This is a genomic window from Streptomyces finlayi (assembly GCF_014216315.1).
Taxonomy (GTDB): domain Bacteria; phylum Actinomycetota; class Actinomycetes; order Streptomycetales; family Streptomycetaceae; genus Streptomyces; species Streptomyces finlayi_A.
Genome location: NZ_CP045702.1, coordinates 3,116,411 through 3,134,912, shown reverse-complemented (window position 1 = coordinate 3,134,912; position 18,502 = coordinate 3,116,411). Strand labels below are relative to the sequence as shown.

Here is an 18,502-nt window from a genome sequence, read left to right as displayed (position 1 = left end):
GTGGAGAACCTGATTGCGCTGCTGGTCGCGGCGCCTCTGCTCGGAGCGGCGGTGCTGCTCTGCGGCGGCCGCCGGCTCGACCGGGCCGGCCACTGGATCGGCACCCTGCTCGCCGCCTCCTCGTTCGCCGTCGGTGTGGTGCTGTTCGGCGCCATGCTGGGGTACGAGACCGAGGCACGGACGATGCGTCAGCATCTGTTCAGCTGGATCCCGGTCGAGGGCTTCCAGGCGGACATCGCCTTCCAGCTCGACCAGCTGTCGATGACGTTCGTTCTGCTGATCACCGGTGTGGGCACACTGATCCACATCTACTCGATCGGCTACATGGAGCACGACGAACGCCGTCGCCGCTTCTTCGGCTATCTCAACCTCTTCCTCGCGGCGATGCTCCTGCTGGTCGTCGCCGACAACTACCTGCTGCTGTACGTCGGGTGGGAGGGCGTCGGCCTGGCGTCGTACCTGCTCATCGGCTTCTGGCAGCACAAGCCCAGCGCGGCGACCGCCGCCAAGAAGGCGTTCCTGGTCAACCGCGTCGGCGACATGGGGCTGTCGATCGCGATCATGCTGATGTTCACCACCTTCGGCACCTTCGCCTTCGGTCCGGTGCTCGAGGCGACCGGGGAGACGAGCGAGGGCACGCTGACGGCGATCGGCCTGATGCTTCTCCTCGCGGCCTGCGGCAAGTCGGCCCAGGTGCCGCTGCAGTCCTGGCTCGGTGACGCGATGGAGGGCCCGACCCCGGTCTCGGCCCTCATCCACGCCGCCACCATGGTCACCGCGGGCGTCTATCTGATCGTCAGGTCCGGCGCGATCTTCGACGCCGCTCCCGACGCCCAGACGGCCGTGGTCGTCGTCGGCGCGGTGACGCTCCTGTTCGGTGCGATCGTCGGTTGCGCCAAGGACGACATCAAGAAGGCCCTCGCCGGGTCGACGATGTCGCAGATCGGCTACATGATCCTCGCCGCCGGCCTCGGCCCCATCGGCTACGTCTTCGCGATCATGCACCTGGTGACGCACGGCTTCTTCAAGGCCGGGCTCTTCCTCGGCGCCGGTTCGGTCATGCACGGCATGAACGACGAGGTCGACATGCGGAAGTACGGAGGCCTGCGGAAGTACATGCCGGTCACCTTCGTCACCTTCGGCCTCGGCTACCTCGCGATCATCGGCTTCCCCGGTCTGTCCGGCTTCTTCTCCAAGGACATGATCATCGAGGCCGCCTTCGCGAAGGGCGGTACCCAGGGCTGGATCCTCGGCTCGGTCACCCTGCTGGGTGCGGGGATCACCGCGTTCTACATGACGCGCGTGATGCTGATGACCTTCTTCGGCGAGAAGCGCTGGCAGCCGGACGCGGAGGGCCACGAGCCGCATCCGCACGAGTCCCCGAGGTCGATGACGATCCCCATGATCGTGCTGGCCTTCGGCTCGGTGTTCGCGGGCGGCTTCTTCTCGATCGGAGACCGCTTCATCCTCTGGCTGGAGCCCGTCACCGCATACGAGCACGGGCACCCGCCGGTCAGCGCGGCCACCGTCACCGGCGCCACCATGGTGGTGCTCCTCATCGGGGCCGGCATCGCCTGGGCGATGTACGGACGCAAGCCGGTCCCGGTGCTCGCCCCGCGCGGTTCGCTGCTCACCCGGGCGGCCCGCCGCGACCTCCTCCAGGACGACTTCAACCACGTGGTCCTGGTCCGGGGCGGTGAGCACCTCACCCGCTCGCTCGTCTATGTCGACCACAGTCTGGTCGACGGCGTCGTCAACGGTACGGCCGCTTCGGTCGGCGGGCTCTCCGGCCGGCTGCGCAAGCTGCAGAACGGCTACGCCCGCACCTACGCGGTCTCGATGTTCGGCGGTACGGCGGTCGTCATCGCCGCGACCCTGCTGATGAGGGCGGTCTGATCACATGTCCTTTCCCCTCCTGACAGCGACGGCGGCGCTTCCGGCGATCGGAGCGATCGCCACCGCCGCGGTCCCGGCCGCGCGGCGCACCGCGGCCAAATGGCTGGCCCTGCTGTTCTCGCTCGGCACCCTCGTCCTGGCGGGCCTCGTGTTCGCCCGCTTCGAGCCCGGCGGCGACCGCTACCAGCTGACCGAATCCCATGCCTGGATCGCGGACTTCGGCGTGCGGTACGAACTGGGAGTGGACGGCATCGGGGTGGCGCTCCTCGCGCTCACCGCGCTGCTGATCCCCTTCGTCATCCTGGCCGGCTGGCACGACGCCGACCCCCTGGAGACGAAGTCCTCCCGCTGGCGGCCCACCCAGGGCTTCTTCGCGCTGATCCTGATGGTCGAAGCGATGGTGATCCTCTCCTTCGAGGCCACCGACGTCTTCCTCTTCTACATCCTGTTCGAAGCCATGCTCATCCCGATGTACTTCCTCATCGGCGGCTTCGGAGACCGGGCGCACTCCGGCAGCGACGAGAAGGCCGCGGCGCAGCGTTCGTACGCCGCGGTGAAGTTCCTCCTCTACAACCTGGCCGGCGGGCTCATCATGCTGGCCGCCGTCATCGGTCTGTACGTGGTCGCGGGGAGCTTCTCGCTCGCCGAGATCGCCGAGGCCCGGGCCAACGGTTCGCTGGAGATGGCGACGGGCACGGAGCGGTGGCTGTTCCTCGGGTTCTTCTTCGCCTTCGCGGTGAAAGCGCCGCTCTGGCCGCTGCACACGTGGCTGCCCAACGCCATGGGCGAGGCCACGGCGCCGGTAGCGGTGCTGATCACCGCGATCGTCGACAAGGTCGGCACGTTCGCGATGCTCCGCTTCTGCCTCCAGCTGTTCCCGGAGGCCAGCAAGTGGGCGACCCCGGTGATCATCGTGCTCGCGCTGATCTCCATCGTGTACGGGGCGCTGCTCGCGGTCGGCCAGCGGGACATCAAGAGGCTGATCGCGTACGCCTCGATCTCGCACTTCGGCTTCATCGTCCTCGGCATCTTCGCGATGACGAGCCAGGGCCAGTCGGGCGCCACGCTCTACATGGTCAACCACGGGATCTCGACGGCGGCGCTGATGCTGGTCGCCGGATTCCTGATCACGCGGCGCGGTTCCCGGCTCATCGCCGACTACGGCGGGGTGCAGAAGGTGGCACCGGTCCTGGCCGGAACCTTCCTGATCGGTGGTCTGGCCACGCTCTCGCTGCCGGGGCTCGCTCCGTTCGTCAGTGAGTTCCTGGTCCTCGTCGGCACCTTCAGCGTGTACCCGGCGGCGGGCATCATCGCCACCTCCGGCATCGTGCTGGCCGCGCTCTACGTCCTCGTCCTCTACCAGCGGACGATGACGGGCCCGGTCAAGGCCGAGGTACGGGGCATGCCCGACCTCAGGGTCCGGGAGCTGGCGGTCGCCCTTCCGCTGATCGCCGTGCTGATCTTCCTCGGGGTCTTCCCGAAGCCGCTGACCGACGTCGTCAACCCCGCGGTCAAGCACACCATGCAGGACGTACAGAAGCAGGACCCCCAGCCCGAGGTGGAGGCCGCCAAGTGAGCGCAACAGCTGTCCACAGCCTGTGGACAACGGTGGGCGGGGTGACATCGGCCGCTCCGGACGAGAAGTTCACGGCGCCGACCATCGAGTACGCCCAACTGGCGCCCGTCCTGATCGTCGTCGGCGTCGCCGTCCTCGGCGTGCTGGTGGAGGCGTTCGTCCCGCGCAGGGCCCGCTACCACACGCAGGTGTTCCTGACCGTCGTGGCGCTCGCCGCCGCCTTCGCCGCCGTCATCGGCCTGGCGGCCGGCGGGTACGGCACGACGAAGGCCCACATCGCGGCGATGGGTGCCATCGCGGTGGACGGCCCCGCGCTGTTCCTGCAGGGCACCATTCTCCTGGTCTCCATGGTCTCCGTGTTCACCTTCGCGGAACGGCGCCTGGACCCGGAGACGCACGGCAACCGCGTCGACTCCTTCGCCGCGCAGGCCGGCTCCGTGCCGGGCAGCGACGGCGAGAAGGCCGCGGTCCGGGCCGGATTCACCACGACCGAGGTCTTTCCGCTGGCGCTCTTCGCCGTCGCGGGCATGCTGGTCTTCCCGGCGGCCAACGACCTGCTGACGCTCTTCATCGCGCTGGAAGTCTTCTCCCTCCCGCTCTATCTCCTGTGCGCCGTCGCCCGCCGCAAGCGGCTGATGTCGCAGGAGGCGGCGGTGAAGTACTTCCTCCTCGGCGCCTTCTCCTCGGCCTTCCTGCTCTTCGGGATCGCCCTGCTCTACGGGTACGCGGGCTCCGTCTCGTACGCCACCATCGCCAACGTGGTGGACGGCTCGGTCCAGGGAATCGACCCGGCGCTCGCCGACACCATGGGCAACGACGCACTGCTGCTCATCGGCGGCGCGATGATCGTGACCGGTCTGCTCTTCAAGGTCGGCGCCGTCCCGTTCCACATGTGGACCCCGGACGTCTACCAGGGCGCCCCGACGCCGGTCACCGGATTCATGGCCGCGGCCACGAAGGTCGCCGCGTTCGGTGCGCTGCTGCGCCTGCTCTACGTGGTGCTGCCGGGCCTCGCCTGGGACTGGCGTCCGGTCATGTGGGCGGTGGCCATCGTCACGATGCTGGGCGGCGCGATCGTCGCGATCACCCAGACCGACATCAAGCGGCTGCTCGCCTACTCCTCCATCGCCCACGCGGGCTTCATCCTCGCGGGTGTCATCGCCACCACCCCGGAGGGCATCTCCTCCGTCCTCTTCTACCTGGTGGCGTACTCCTTCGTGACGGTCGGCGCCTTCGCCGTCGTCACCCTGGTGCGCGACGCGGGCGGCGAGGCGACGCACCTGTCGAAGTGGGCCGGGCTCGGCCGGCGCTCGCCGCTGGTCGCCGCGGTCTTCGCGGTGTTCCTGCTGGCCTTCGCCGGCATCCCGCTCACCTCCGGCTTCTCCGGCAAGTTCGCCGTGTTCAAGGCGGCGGCGGAGGGCGGCGCGAGCGGCCTGGTCGTGGTCGGTGTGATCTCCTCGGCCATCGCCGCGTTCTTCTACATCCGGGTCATCGTCCTGATGTTCTTCAGCGAGCCGAAGGCGGACGGCCCCACGGTCGCCGTCCCGTCCCCGCTGACGATGACGACGATCGCGGTCGGCGTGGCCGTGACGCTGGTGCTGGGCCTGGCCCCGCAGTACTTCCTGGACCTGGCGAGCCAGGCCGGGGTGTTCGTGCGGTAGCCGTACAGGCACTCACCGTCCCGCACGCCGGACGGGCTCGGTCTCCGAGTCCGTCCGGCGTTGTCGTAGACGCCGCCTATCGTGGTGGGGGACGGGACAGGTCGGACAGGGCGGACCACGGGGGACAGTGCGGATGAGCGGGACGGGCGTGACCATGAGTGTGGCCGAGAGCGAAGCGCGGCAGACCCTTCACCGGGTGTTCGGGTACGAGGCGTTCCGCGGCGAGCAGGGCGCCGTCATCGACCACGTGGTGGCGGGCGGCGACGCCGTCGTCCTCATGCCGACGGGTGGCGGCAAGTCCCTCTGCTACCAGATCCCGGCCCTGGTCAGGCCCGGCACCGGCATCGTGATCTCGCCCCTCATCGCGCTCATGCAGGACCAGGTGGACGCCCTGCGGGCCCTGGGCGTGCGGGCCGGCTTCGTCAACTCCACGCAGGATTTCGACGAGCGCCGCTCGATGGAGTCACAGTTCCTCGCGGGCGAGCTCGACCTGCTCTACCTCGCCCCCGAGCGGCTGCGGCTCGACTCCACCCTCGCGCTGCTCGCCCGCGGCGAGATCTCCGTGTTCGCCATCGACGAGGCCCACTGCGTCGCCCAGTGGGGCCACGACTTCCGCCCCGACTATCTGGCCCTGTCCGTGCTGGGCGAGCGCTGGCCCGACGTCCCCCGCATCGCGCTGACCGCGACGGCGACGGACGCCACGCACCAGGAGATCACCCAGCGCCTGGGCATGCCGGACGCCAGGCACTTCGTGGCGAGCTTCGACCGGCCCAACATCCAGTACCGCATCGTGGGGAAGTCCGACCCGAAGAAGCAGCTGCTCGCCTTCCTCGAGGAGGAGCACGCCGGGGACGCGGGCATCGTCTACTGCCTCTCGCGCAACTCGACCGAGAAGACCGCCGAGTACCTCTGCCGCAACGGCATCGAGGCCGTGCCGTACCACGCGGGCCTGGACTCCAAGGTGCGCGCGGTGCACCAGTCCCGCTTCCTGCGTGAGGAGGGCCTGGTCGTCGTCGCGACCATCGCCTTCGGCATGGGCATCGACAAGCCCGACGTCCGCTTCGTCGCCCACCTCGACCTGCCCAAGTCGGTCGAGGGGTACTACCAGGAGACCGGCCGCGCCGGGCGGGACGGGGCACCGTCCACGGCCTGGATGGCGTACGGGCTCCAGGACGTCGTCCAGCAGCGCAAGATGATCCAGGGCGGCGAGGGTGACGAGGCGTTCCGGCGCCGCGCCGCCTCCCACCTGGACTCGATGCTGGCGCTGTGCGAGACGGTCCAGTGCCGCCGCGCCCAGCTCCTGACGTACTTCGGCCAGGAGCCGGGAGCGGAGACCTGCGGCAACTGCGACACGTGCCTCACCCCGCCCGAGACCTGGGACGGCACGGTCGTCTCGCAGAAGCTGCTGTCCACCGTGGTGCGGCTGAAGCGGGAGCGCGGCCAGAAGTTCGGCGCCGGCCAGATCATCGACATCCTGCTCGGCCGGAAGACCGCGAAGATCATCCAGTTCGACCACGACCAGCTCTCGGTCTTCGGTATCGGCGAGGAGCTGGCCGAGGCCGAATGGCGGGGCGTGGTGCGCCAGCTGCTGGCACAGGGGCTCCTCGCCGTCGAGGGCGAGTACGGCACGCTGGTGCTGACCGAGGACAGCGCGTCCGTCCTGGGGCGCGAGCGGGAGGTACTGCTCCGCAAGGAGCCGAAGAAGCCCACGTCCCGCTCCTCGTCCTCCGCGAAGGGCGAGCGCAAGGGGAAGGCCGCCGCCGTCGACCTCCCTGAGCAGGCCGTCCCGGTCTTCGAGGCCCTGCGCACCTGGCGCGGCGCCCAGGCGAAGGAGCTCGGCCTCCCGGCGTACGTGATCTTCCACGACGCCACGCTGCGGGAGATCGCCGCGCTGCGCCCCGGTTCGGCGGCGGAGCTGGGCGGGATCAGCGGCCTGGGCGAGAAGAAGCTCGCGACGTACGGCGAAGGAGTGCTGGAGGTGCTCGCGACGTTCGGAGCACCCGAGCCGACGACTCAGCAGGCGACGGCCGAGCCTGCGGCTCAGGAACCGGCCCTCGCGCAACCGGCCCCCGCGCAACCGGCCCGCGTCGCGGTCCCCGCGTCGGTCCCGGCAGCGGAGCCGGAGTTCGGCTGGGACGAGGAACCGCCCGAGTACGAGTGAGCCGTGCCCCGGGCGGAAGGGCCTACTGCGGGTCCGCCGCCCGGCGGCGCGGGGTGATGGCGGTGAGGTCGAGATCGACCGGGAAGGGGACGGACACCTTCATCCGGTCGTGGAAGATCCCGGTGGAGGTGTAGGCCCCGGTGGCCGGCTCCAGCTCGAAGACGTAGACCACGGCGCGCCCGTCGTGGTTCTCCACGCGCCAGAAGTGCGGGATCTTGACCCGGGCGTACTTCACGGGCTTGGTCTCCCGGTCCCGCGACCGGGATTCCGGGGAGACGACCTCGATGGCCAGCCGCACGGACTCGGCGGGGAAGCGGGTCTGGTCCGGGTCCGGGACGACCTCACTGTCGAAGACGATCACATCGGGCTCGGGCCGGTTGTAGCGGTCGATGTCGATGGTGAACTCGCGCACGACCTGCAGATCCGGGGGCGCCAGCGACCGCAGCTGCCAGGTGAAGAAGTCCACTGCCCATGAATGGAAAAAGGTCTGCGGACTCACGAAAACAAGACTCCCGTCGATCAGCTCCGTGTGCGGAGGCAGATTGGGGAGTGTGTCCAGGTCATCGGCGGTCCAGCCGCCCACGGGCGGAACCGCCCACCGCGGCTCGGTGGCCTCGGGTTCGATGCTCATCAGTGCTCCCATACGAAGGAGTCTCGCGGGTCCGTCCAGCGTATCCGCCGATAACCCGTTCGGAACCGCGCGAACAGGTGAACCCATCGGTGCCGTTGACGGCCGCGCGTCGGCAGGGGCGCGCGGCCGTCGACGAGGGGACATCAGGCTGACGGAACGATCCGCCCGGTGACCTCGCCCAGGCCCACGCGCGTGCCGTGCGGTCCCGGGGCCCAGGCCGTCAGCGTGACGACGTCGCCGTCCTCCAGGAAGGTGCGCTTGCCGTCGGGGAGGTCCAGCGGGTCGCGGCCGTTCCAGGTGAGCTCCAGGAGGGAGCCGCGCTGGGCCGGTTCGGCGCCGCTGACCGTGCCGGAGCCGTACAGGTCGCCGGTACGCAGCGAGGCGCCGTTCACGGTCATCTGGGCGAGCTGCTGGGCCGCCGTCCAGTACATGGACGAGAACGGCGGCTCGGAGACCAGGTGGCCGTTGATCGTGACCGAGATCCGCAGGTCGATGCCGCCGTGCTCCTCCTCGTCCGCGTCGTCCAGGTAGGGGAGCAGCGGGAAGTCGCGTGCGGGGGGCTGCGTACGGGCCGCGTCCAGCGCCTCCAGCGGGGTCACCCACGCCGAGACGGACGTGGCGAAGGACTTGCCGAGGAACGGGCCGAGCGGCACGTACTCCCAGGCCTGGATGTCGCGCGCCGACCAGTCGTTGAGCAGGCAGAGCCCGAAGACGTGCTCGCGGAAGTCGCCGAGCGGCACGGGGGTGCCCTGCTCCGAGGGGACACCCACGACGAAGCCGACCTCGGCCTCGATGTCCAGCTTCACGGACGGGCCGAAGACGGGCGCCGGGTCCGAAGGCGCCTTGCGCTGGCCCGAGGGGCGCACCACGTCCGTGCCCGAGACGACGACCGTGCCGGCCCGCCCGTGGTAACCGATGGGCAGGTGCTTCCAGTTGGGGGTCAGCGCGTCACCGTCGGGCCGGAAGATCCTGCCGACGTTGGTGGCGTGGTGCTCGCTGGCGTAGAAGTCGACGTAGTCCGCGACCTCGTACGGCAGATGGAGCGTCACGGAATCGACCGGGTACAGCAGGGGCTCGATGTCCGCGCGGTGCGCCGGGACCGTCACCCAGGCCGTCAGCGCGCGCCGCACATCGCGCCAGGCGGTGCGGCCGGCGGCGAGCAGCGGCGTCAGGCTGGGCTGGGCGAGCAGTTGCGCGTAGGGGGAGCCGAGCGCGTGGGCCGCGGCTCCGGCGTCCAGCACGTGGTCGCCGATGCGGACACCGACCCTGCGTCGGCCGGCGTGGTCGGGGGTGGAGAACACACCGTACGGAAGGTTGTGCGGACCGAAGGGGTCGCCCTCGGCCAGATCGAGCGGGCTGCTCTGCTCGGGCATGTGTTGCTGCCTCGCTTTCCAGGTCAATTGGAGGACACGTTACGTCGGTGTTGCTACCCAGCGGGAGTGTCCCAACTGTTCCCATTGACCGGAAAGTTCCGCGGGATCCCCGGAAAGCCGAGACCCCGCGGCCCGACATGTCCGGATCGGCCCGCCGTGCACGGAATGCGCTTCTCCCAGGTCCGGTGGAAGACGACCTCGTCGCCGTCCTCGCAGATCACTTCGCCGTACGTGATGAAGTCCTGGGCGTCCGCGCTGATTTCTGAACGGGTCTCGATGCGGACGTCCCAGGTGCTCTCGGGCCGGTGCGGCCGGATCGAACAGTCCGAGCGGGTCCGGGCGAGAGCGGGCCCTGCTCCTGGACGGTGTACGTCTCCACCGCGTCCTCGGTGAATGCGAGCCCGTCCGGGTAGACGCGGGTGCCGCCGTAGCGCGGATCGTCCTCCATGCGCCACTCGCCTCTGGCGACGTCCCGGACCATCCAGACGCTCCGGGCGCTGCTCGTCCAGCGTCACCGGGTGGACGACGCCGAGCGGCCCGGCCGCCGCGCGGGCGACCCGACAGGGTCATCAGACCCCTCGGCCGGCCCAGGAAGGCGCGGTCGTCCTCCGGCGGCGGCTGGGTCGGCTGGGTAGCGCCGGCGGTGTGGGACAAAGGAGCAACTCCTGATCGGATGAGCTGATCCCGAACATACCGGCGGTCGCGGGAAGGCGCCCACGGTGATCCAAAGCGGACCGGATACGCTGACTTGAGTGAAGACAGCGACACATCGACATTCCGTGTGATCGTCATCAGACAGGAGATCCCCTCGTGACCGTCGTCGGGCCGTTCGGACTGTGCGTGCGGGACCAGGCTCTTGAGGCCGATGTCCAGGCCGGTTTGTCCGCTGTCGAGGCGGGGCTGCTGGAGGCCACCAAGAGTGAGGTGCCCTTCATCACGGAGGCCGCGCAGCACCTGGTCCGCGCCGGGGGCAAGCGGTTCCGTCCACTGCTGGCGATGCTCGCTTCCCAGTTCGGTGACCCCGACGCACCGGGAATCGTGCCCTCGGCCGTAGTCGTCGAGCTGACCCACCTGGCGACGCTGTACCACGACGACGTGATGGACGAGGCCGACGTACGCCGCGGGGTGGACAGCGCCAACATCCGCTGGGGCAACTCGGTCGCCGTCCTGACGGGTGACTTCCTCTTCGCCCGCGCCTCGCACATCCTGGCCGACCTCGGGCCCGAGGCTGTCCGCATCCAGGCCGAGGCGTTCGAGCGTCTGGTCACCGGTCAGATCCTGGAGACCGCGGGCCCGCGCGACGGCCGCGACCCGGTCGGCCACTACCTCGACGTCATCGCGGGCAAGACCGGCTCGCTGATCGCCGTGTCCGGGCGGTTCGGCGCGATGATGTCCGGCGCCGACGAGTCGGTCGTCGACATCCTCACCCAGTACGGGGAGCGGCTCGGCGTCGCCTTCCAGCTCGCCGACGACGTGCTCGACATCGCCTCCGACTCCCACGAGTCCGGCAAGACGCCCGGTACGGACCTGCGCGAGGGCATCCCGACCCTGCCCGTCCTCCTGCTGCGGGCGCAGGCGGCGGCCGAAGGCAAGCCGGACGACCTGGAGCTCGTGGAGCTCCTGGACGGCGACCTGAACGACGACGCCCGTCTGGCGGAGGCGCTGCGCAGGCTGCGCGTCCATCCGGCGCTGGACCAGGCCCGGCAGGACACCATCCGCTACGCGCAGGAGGCGCGGGCCTCGCTGGCACCGCTGCCCGAGTGCTACGCGAAGGCAGCGCTCGAAGAGCTCTGCGACGCCGTGGTGCACCGCGCGGGCTGAAAGCCCGCCGGTGCCCGCCCGCCCTGGTTTCGGCTCGCGCCGCGCACGGCAACCCTTAGTGGAAGGGTGACTCCGGGCGGCCCGGTGTCATCCCGGAGCAGTACGCGGAGTTGATCCCGCGGGCTGACGCTTGTCGGCGCCCGATTTGGTCAGATGGAGAACAACCACTCCTGACCACATCGGGTGAGCAGGGCGGCAGGGAGTGGCCCAGTGCGGATGGCAGCCGCCGACCACGGAGGTAGGGCACACAATGACATCGAACGACAGCGCGGAGACCACCGGCGGGACCACGGGCACGGTCGTGCGCCGCCGCAGGGCGGCCCGTTACATCGTCCCGGTCGCGGTCGCGGGGGTGGCGGCCGCGACGATCGGCCTCGTCCCGGCGCTGGCGGACTCCGGAGACCCGGAACTGCCGAAGATCACCGCTCAGGAACTCATCGAGAAGATCGCCGCCTCGGACCAGCAGCAGATGTCCGGCACGCTGAAGGTCACCGCCGACCTCGGCATCCCGTCGATGGGCGGGCTCGCGGGCTCCTTCGCCCCGGGCGGCGGCGCGGACAAGGGGGGCGAAGGCTCCGCCGCCGACCCGCAGGCCAAGCTGATGGAACTCACCTCCGGCACGCACACGCTGCGGCTGGCGGCCGACGGCCCCGACAAGCAGCGTCTCTCGATCCTCGGGGACGCCGCCGAGTACAGCCTGATCCACAACGCGGGCGAGGTCTGGGCGTACGACAGCGCGTCCGACGAGGTCTACCACGCCGAGGCCGGTGAGGCCGGGGCCCGGGGCGACACCAAGGAGCACGAGGCGCCGAAGGGCGTCCCGACCACGCCCAAGGAGCTGGCCGAGGAGGCGCTCACCGCCGCCGGTGACACGACGTCGGTCACGGTCGACGGCACGGCGCAGGTCGCGGGCCGCGATGCGTACAAGCTGCTGATCAAGCCGAAGCAGTCCGGTTCGACGATCGGCTCGGTCACGGTCGCGGTCGACGCGGAGAACGGCGTACCGCTGAAGTTCACCCTGGCCCCGAGCGGCGGCGGCAAGGCCGTGATCGACGCCGGTTTCACCAAGGTCGACTTCGGGAAGCCGGACGCGTCCTCCTTCGCCTTCACCCCGCCCAAGGGAGCGAAGGTGACCGAGGCCGAGGACCTGAAGGCCGAGGACCTGAAGAACGGCAAGGCGGACAAGGCTCCCGAGGAGCTCGGCGCGCTGGAGGGCTTCCAGGGGCTCAACGTGATCGGCGAGGGCTGGACCTCCGTCGCGGAGATCGAGGTGCCGGGCGGCGCCGGACTGCCCGCGCAGGGCGCCGACGGCGTCCCGGCCGAGGCCCAGCAGTTCCTGGACGCCCTCGGCGACCGGGTCACCGGCTCGTTCGGCTCGGGCACGGTCTTCAAGACCCGCCTGGTGAACGCGCTGATGACGGACGACGGCAAGGTCTACGTCGGCGCGGTCACGAAGGACGCGCTGGTGCGCGCGGCCGACACCGCCAAGTAGCCCGACACCGCCTCGTGGCCACCGCTGTGCGCGCCCGCCCCGCCGTACGCTCGTACGGCGGGGCGGCTGCGTACGGTGGACCATCCGTGCGGCCGGCGGCCGGGCCGCCGGGACTGTGACTGGGAGCGCGAATGAGCGACGCAGGGGCCGGGGAAGCGGCCGTCATCGAGACCCGGGGTCTCACCAAGCGGTACGGGGGCGGCCGACTCGCCGTCGACGGGCTCGACCTGCGCGTCCCAGCGGGGAGCGTCTTCGGCTTCCTGGGGCCCAACGGCTCCGGGAAGACCACCACGATCCGGATGCTCATGGGTCTCATCGCCCCGACGTCCGGCACCGCTCGGGTCCTCGGCAGACCGATGCCCGCCGGGGCGCGTACCGTCCTCCCGCAGGTCGGCGCGCTGATCGAGGGGCCCGCGCTGTACGGCTTCCTGACGGGCCGGGACAATCTGGTCCGGTTCGACTCCGCCGACCCGGCCGCCGATCCGCGTACCCGTCGCGCGAGGGTCGACGGCGCCCTGGACCGGGTCGGGCTCTCGGCGGCCGCCGGCCGGAAGGCCAAGGCGTACTCGCTCGGCATGAAGCAGCGGCTCGGACTCGCCGCCGCCCTGATCCGGCCGCGCCGCCTCCTCGTCCTCGACGAGCCGACCAACGGTCTGGACCCGCAGGGCATGCGCGAGATCCGCTCGCTGATCCGGGAGCTGGCGGCGGAGGGAACCACCGTCTTCCTCTCCTCGCACCTCCTCGACGAGATCGAGCAGGTCTGCACGCACGCCGGCGTCATGGCGCGCGGGCGGCTCCTCACCCAGGGCCCGGTCGCCGCACTCGCCGCGGGCTCCCGGGCCCGGCTGGCCGTCACCACCCCCGACCCGGCCGACGCCGCCCGCATCCTCGAGAAGCACGGGGTCACCGGCCTGGTGGCCGACGGGCAGCGGCTGACCGCCGAAGCCCCGCCGCCGGGCACGGACCCGGCCGAGCTGAACGCCGCCCTGGTAGGGGGCGGCGTCCGCGTACGGTCCTTCGGGGTCGAACGGGCCTCGCTCGAGGACGCCTTCGTCGCACTCACCGGAGAGGGATTCGATGTCGCAGGCTGAACCCATGGCCGTCACCCGGCCCCAGGACCGGCCCCGCAACCCTCTGTGGACGTTCGGGATCCTCCGCTCCGAGCTGGTCACGACGCTGCGCCGCCGGCGTACCTTCGCCCTGCTCGCGGTGCTCGCCGCCGTGCCCGTGCTGATCGGCGTCGCGGTGCGCGTGGAGACGGGCGGCGGCCCTTCGGGCGGTCAGGACGGCGCCGGGGGACCGGCCTTCCTCGCCCAGGTCACCAACAACGGCCTGTTCCTGGTCTTCGCCTCGCTCGCCGCCACGCTCCCGGTGTTCCTGCCGATGGCCGTCGCCGTCGTCGCGGGTGACTCGGTCGCGGGGGAGGCCGGCGGCGGCACCCTGCGCTACCTCCTGGTCGCCCCGGCGGGCCGGACCAGGCTGCTCCTCGCGAAGTACGCGTCCGTGCTGGCGTTCTGCCTGGTGGCCACGGTGGTGGTGGCGGCGTCGGCCCTGGCCGTGGGCGCGCTGCTGTTCCCGGTCGGTGACGTCACGACGATCTCGGGGACCCGGATCGACTTCGGGGAAGGGCTGGTGCGCGCCGGGCTGATCGCTCTCGCGGTCGCGGCGTCACTGATCGGATTCGCGGCGCTCGGACTCTTCGTCTCGACGCTGACCAACAGCGGTATCGCGGCGATGGCCGCCACCGTCGGGGTGCTGATCAGTGTGCAGATCCTCGACACGATCCCGCAGCTGCACGCGGTCCATCCGTATCTCTTCCCGCACTACTGGCTGTCCTTCGCGGACTTCCTGCGCGAGCCGGTCCACTGGGACGGGCTGGTGAAGAACTTCACGCTGCAGGGGCTGTACGTGGCGGTGTTCGGATCGGCCACCTGGGCGCGGTTCACGGCGAAGGACATCACCACATGAGCGCACGGGGAAGGTCCGCCCGCGCCGTCGGCCGGTCGAGCCGTCCCCCGATCGGCTCGCCGCGGCACGACGGCACGAACGGTGCGAACAGCAGGAACGTGACGACACGGCACGTTCCGTTTCCGCCTGGTTATTGTTCGACTTCTGACGACAAGCTGTCAACAAGGATTGGCTCGAATCCACCCATGCTCACCGAATGATCACATCGCCGAGTTCCCGGCGCCGGAGCGAGCGATCACGAAAGGCCACGCTGGAGGCCGCCCTCGGCCTCTGTGCGGAGAAGGGGTACGCCCGCGTCACCGTCGAGGCCATCGCCGCCCGCGCGGGTGTGAGCAAGAAGACGATCTACCGCTGGTGGCCATCGAAGGGCGCGGTGATGCTGGAGGCGTTCACCGAGGGCCTCCTGGACGCGACCCCGTTCACCGACACCGGGGACATCGCCGCCGATCTGCGCACTCACATCTGCGCGGCCGTGCGCCTGCTGTCGACCTCGCCGTTCGGCCCCGCCTACGCCGGGATCCTCTCCGAGGTCCACCACGACGACGCCCTCGCGAAGGCAGTCAGGGAAGACCTGGTCGAACCGCGCTTCGCCTGTGCGGTCGAGCGTCTGCGCCGGGCCGGGGAACAGGGCCAGATCCCGGCCGACGCCGACCTGCCGCTCGCGGTCGAGATGCTGTACGGCCCGGTCTACTACCGCCACGTGCTGCGCAAACCGCCGCAGGACGAGGCGACGGTCGCCGCGCTCGTCGAGCACGTCCTGCGTTCTCTGGGCGCGCGGGAGACCTGATCCGCCCCCGCGACCCGGTGGCGGGGTGGGCGGAGTGGCTCGATGCTGGTCACAAGCAGGCCGGCGCGCGAGGTGCGCGGAGCCATTTACGTGGGGTGAATCCGTGGCGGACGCAGGTGCGGGAGGTCAGGGGTCCCGGGTCCGGAAGAGGGCTGTAGACGGCCTCGGGGCGGCGCTTCTCGACACCCTGTTCCACCAGTCCTCGGTCGGCCTGCACGTGCTCGACACGGAACTCCGGCTGGTGCGGGTCAACCTCCTGACCGACATGGTCCCGGTGGGCAGGCTGCTGGGACGCCGGTTCGACGAGGCCTACCGTTTCGACGCACCGCAGGAGACGGCGGAGCTGCTGCGGGAGGTGCTGCGCACCGGAGTCCCCGTGACCGGATTTCTGATCCGCGGACGCTTCATGGACGCGGACGGCCCGCTGCGCAGCCTGACGGTGTCGGTGTACCGGCTCGACGACACGGACGGCCGGCCCATCGGACTGCTGGCGGCGGTCGTGGACGTCACCGACCGGGAGAACGCGCAGGCCCGGGAGAAGATCCTGACCGCCATCCGCGAGGGTGTGGGCAATTCCCTGGACGTGGCGGCCACCTGCCGGGCGTTCGTCGACGCCGTGGTGCCCCGATTCGTCGACTTCGCGGTCATCGAGGTGGTGGACGACGTCCTGCGCGGCGCCGATCCGCCGCTCGGGCCGCTGGACCTCGGCGTGCCGCTGCGGCGGGCCGCCGGTACGGGGTTCCGGGGCCTCGGTGCCGAGGAGAACCAGCGGGGGGAGGAGGACGCGCCGCGCGACGAGGTCGCGGGGGCCGGCCACCCCGCTGGTGACGACCGTTGGCGCGAGGCCGTGAGCGTCCCCGAGATGCGGCGGCTGGCCCCCCGCACCCCGTACGCCCTGGCCGCCGCGGACCTCGGAGTCCGGGTCGTCCGGCTCGACGCCGACACCCCGTGGCTGGAGGCCGATCCCGAAGCGGCCCGGCTGATCGAGGCGACCCGCGCCCATTCGCTGATGGTCGTGCCGCTGACGCTGCGCGGCACGGTCCTCGGGCTGCTGAGTCTCTACCGCTGCGAGGGAACGGAATACTTCGACGACGCGGACGTGAGCCTCGCCCGGGCCGCCGGCGACCGTGTCGCGCTGAGCATCGACAACGCCCGCCGCTACGAGCGCGACCACGTGATCGCCTCCCTGGTCCAGCGCAGGCTGCTCCCGCCGGACCAGGGCGCCCGGACCGCCGTGGAGACGGCGCACGTCCTGCTCGCCGGGCGCAACAGTGGCTCCTGGTTCGACACCATCGCGCTGTCCGGGGGCCGCACCGCCCTCGTCATCGGCACGGTCGCCGGACGCGGCCTCCAGACGGCCATCGTCATGGGCCAGTTGCGCACCGTCATCCAGGCGCTCGCCGGCCTGGACCTGGAGCCCGACGAGGTGCTGGCCCGGCTCAAGGACACCGCCGACCATCTCGCCCAGGAACGGGCCGCGCTGCCGCTCGGCGACTCCCTGCAGAAGGAGGAGCTGACGGCGACCTGCATGTACGGCGTCTACGACCCGTTCACCCGTACCTGCGCCATCGCCCGCGCCGGCCACCCCGGACCTGTCGTCATCGGGCCCGACGGCACCCCGGTGGACGCCGACGTCCCCGAGGGCCCCGGCCTCTTCTCGGCCTACGCCGCGCCGTTCGCACCCGTCGCCATCACGCTGGAGGAGGGCAGTGTCCTCGCCTTCTTCACCGGTTCGTTCGCGTCCGGCTCCGGGCAGCCGTCCGCCTCCATGAAGGACGCGCTCGCCCACCCGGACGCGCCGCTGCAGGACCTGTGCGACCGCGTCGTCTACGCCCTGCCCGCCGGCTCCCACCCGGACGGCGCCGCCCTCCTGCTGGCCCGCACCGGAACCGTCCCGGCCGATCACGTCGCGACATGGCAGCTGGCGTACGACCGTACGACGCCGAGTGTGGCGCGGGAACTGGTGCGTGAACGGCTCGAAGCCTGGCATCTCGACGAGGAGACGGTCTACGCCACCGAGCTGATCGTCAGCGAACTGATCACCAACGCCGTCCGGTACGGCACTCCGCCGCTCCAGCTCCGGCTCCTGCTGGACCGCACCCTCACCTGCGAGGTACACGACAGCAGCTCGGTGGCGCCGCACCTGCGTCATGCCCGCACCGTCGACGAGGGCGGGCGCGGGCTGTTCATCGTGTCGCAGCTGGCCAGCCACTGGGGTACGCGGTTCAGCCGCGAGGGCAAGGCGCTGTGGACGGAGCAGAACGTGAAACGGGCCGAGGAAGAGCCGGCTACGGACAGTTCCTGAGCGGTCCTCGGACACCCCCGAACACCCGCTCCAGTACCTCGGCGACCCCGTCCTCCTCGTTCGACGACGTCACCTCGTCCGCCGCCGCCTTCAGTTCGGGGTGCGCGTTGGCCATCGCCACCCCGTGCCCGGAACGGCGGAACATCGGCAGGTCGTTGGGCATGTCCCCGAAGGCGATCGTGCCCGCCGGGTCGAGGCCGAGCAGCTCGGCCGCCAGCGCGAGACCGGTGCCCTTGTCGACGCCGTACGGTGCCAGCTCCACCGTGCCGGGGCCCGCCATGGTGACGGTGGCCAGATCGCCCACGACCGCACGCGCGGCGGACGCCAGCGCATCGTCCGAGAGCTCCGGGTGGCGCACCAGCACCTTGATGACCGGGCTCGCCCACAGGGCGGCCCGGTCCCGCGTCCGAACGGCGGGCAGCGTCGGATGGGGCATCAGAAAGCCCGGCTCGATCAGCGTCCGGCCCTCGGCGCCGTCCTGGTCCACGGCCGCGAAGACCGCGCCGACCTCCGCCTCTATCTTGCCGAGCGCGGTCTCGGCGAGCTCACGGTCGAGCGTCACGGACCACAGCAGGCGGCCGGTCCCGGCGTCGTACAGCTGGGTTCCCTGCCCGCAGACGACCGGGCCGTCGGAGCCCAGCGCGGCGAGCAGCGTCCGTATGCCGGGCACCGGGCGGCCCGTGACGACCAGATGCCGGGCGCCGGCCGCTGTGGCCAGGGCGAGTGCGGCCAGGGAACGGGGGCTGACCGCGTCGCCGGGGCGCAGGAGCGTGCCGTCCAGATCCGTGGCGACCAGAGTGAATGCGGGTGCGGGTGGGGTGGGCATGAGGG

At 70.9% G+C, this 18,502-nt stretch carries 13 protein-coding genes and 1 pseudogene; 10 read left to right on the top strand and 4 right to left on the bottom strand.

All coding sequences use genetic code 11. From position 1 onward, the window contains the following. From nuoL to recQ, 4 genes are all read left to right on the top strand, one after another. Positions 1-1,896: an NADH-quinone oxidoreductase subunit L gene (gene nuoL, locus F0344_RS14340; RefSeq protein ID WP_185299155.1), complete on the top strand. Its 1,896-nt coding sequence runs from the start codon at positions 1-3 to the stop codon at positions 1,894-1,896. 4 nt (positions 1,897-1,900) lie between these two features. Then, on the top strand, positions 1,901-3,472 hold the full coding sequence (locus F0344_RS14335; protein WP_185299154.1) for an NADH-quinone oxidoreductase subunit M: 1,572 nt from the start codon (positions 1,901-1,903) through the stop codon (positions 3,470-3,472). Next, positions 3,469-5,133 carry an NADH-quinone oxidoreductase subunit NuoN gene (gene nuoN / locus F0344_RS14330; RefSeq protein WP_185299153.1) on the top strand — a complete coding sequence of 555 codons (1,665 nt, stop codon included), beginning with the start codon at positions 3,469-3,471 and terminating at the stop codon, positions 5,131-5,133. The genes F0344_RS14335 and nuoN overlap by 4 nt, the downstream gene beginning before the upstream one ends. 154 nt (positions 5,134-5,287) lie before the next feature. Then, positions 5,288-7,294: a DNA helicase RecQ gene (recQ, locus tag F0344_RS14325; RefSeq protein ID WP_185302684.1), complete on the top strand. Its 2,007-nt coding sequence runs from the start codon at positions 5,288-5,290 to the stop codon at positions 7,292-7,294. A gap of 22 nt (positions 7,295-7,316) precedes the next feature. Here the strand turns inward: recQ and F0344_RS14320 are convergent, their stop codons facing one another. From F0344_RS14320 to F0344_RS35745, 3 genes and pseudogenes are all read right to left on the bottom strand, one after another. After that, positions 7,317-7,925 (bottom strand): Uma2 family endonuclease, encoded by a 609-nt coding sequence (locus F0344_RS14320; protein ID WP_185299152.1) that lies wholly within the window; start codon positions 7,923-7,925, stop codon positions 7,317-7,319. Positions 7,926-8,068: 143 nt separating this feature from the next. Continuing rightward, positions 8,069-9,298 carry a fumarylacetoacetase gene (fahA, locus tag F0344_RS14315; RefSeq protein ID WP_185299151.1) on the bottom strand — a complete coding sequence of 410 codons (1,230 nt, stop codon included), beginning with the start codon at positions 9,296-9,298 and terminating at the stop codon, positions 8,069-8,071. Positions 9,299-9,447: 149 nt separating this feature from the next. After that, positions 9,448-9,834 (bottom strand): annotated as a pseudogene (locus tag F0344_RS35745) (CocE/NonD family hydrolase); the annotation flags it as partial. Positions 9,835-10,108: 274 nt separating this feature from the next. On the opposite strand from F0344_RS35745, the gene F0344_RS14310 reads away from it, so the two are divergent. From F0344_RS14310 to F0344_RS14285, 6 genes are all read left to right on the top strand, one after another. Then, positions 10,109-11,119, top strand: coding sequence for a polyprenyl synthetase family protein (locus tag F0344_RS14310; RefSeq protein WP_185299150.1), 1,011 nt, complete (start codon positions 10,109-10,111; stop codon positions 11,117-11,119). A 250-nt stretch (positions 11,120-11,369) separates the two neighbouring features. Next, the gene (locus tag F0344_RS14305) at positions 11,370-12,611 is read left to right on the top strand and encodes a LolA family protein (RefSeq protein ID WP_185299149.1); all 1,242 of its coding nucleotides are present in this window, start codon (positions 11,370-11,372) and stop codon (positions 12,609-12,611) included. A gap of 131 nt (positions 12,612-12,742) precedes the next feature. Continuing rightward, positions 12,743-13,702 carry an ABC transporter ATP-binding protein gene (locus tag F0344_RS14300; RefSeq protein ID WP_185299148.1) on the top strand — a complete coding sequence of 320 codons (960 nt, stop codon included), beginning with the start codon at positions 12,743-12,745 and terminating at the stop codon, positions 13,700-13,702. Further along, positions 13,689-14,579 carry an ABC transporter permease gene (locus tag F0344_RS14295; RefSeq protein WP_185299147.1) on the top strand — a complete coding sequence of 297 codons (891 nt, stop codon included), beginning with the start codon at positions 13,689-13,691 and terminating at the stop codon, positions 14,577-14,579. Before F0344_RS14300 ends, F0344_RS14295 begins: the two co-directional genes overlap by 14 nt. 196 nt (positions 14,580-14,775) lie before the next feature. Continuing rightward, positions 14,776-15,366: a TetR/AcrR family transcriptional regulator gene (locus tag F0344_RS14290; RefSeq protein ID WP_185299146.1), complete on the top strand. Its 591-nt coding sequence runs from the start codon at positions 14,776-14,778 to the stop codon at positions 15,364-15,366. A 103-nt stretch (positions 15,367-15,469) separates the two neighbouring features. Next, complete coding sequence (locus F0344_RS14285) at positions 15,470-17,671, top strand: SpoIIE family protein phosphatase (RefSeq protein ID WP_185299145.1); 2,202 nt, start codon at positions 15,470-15,472, stop codon at positions 17,669-17,671. Here F0344_RS14285 and F0344_RS14280 read toward each other — a convergent pair. After that, positions 17,655-18,497 (bottom strand): HAD family hydrolase, encoded by an 843-nt coding sequence (locus F0344_RS14280; protein ID WP_185299144.1) that lies wholly within the window; start codon positions 18,495-18,497, stop codon positions 17,655-17,657. The two genes, F0344_RS14285 and F0344_RS14280, sit on opposite strands and share 17 nt — an antisense overlap. Positions 18,498-18,502: the final 5 nt, after the last annotated feature.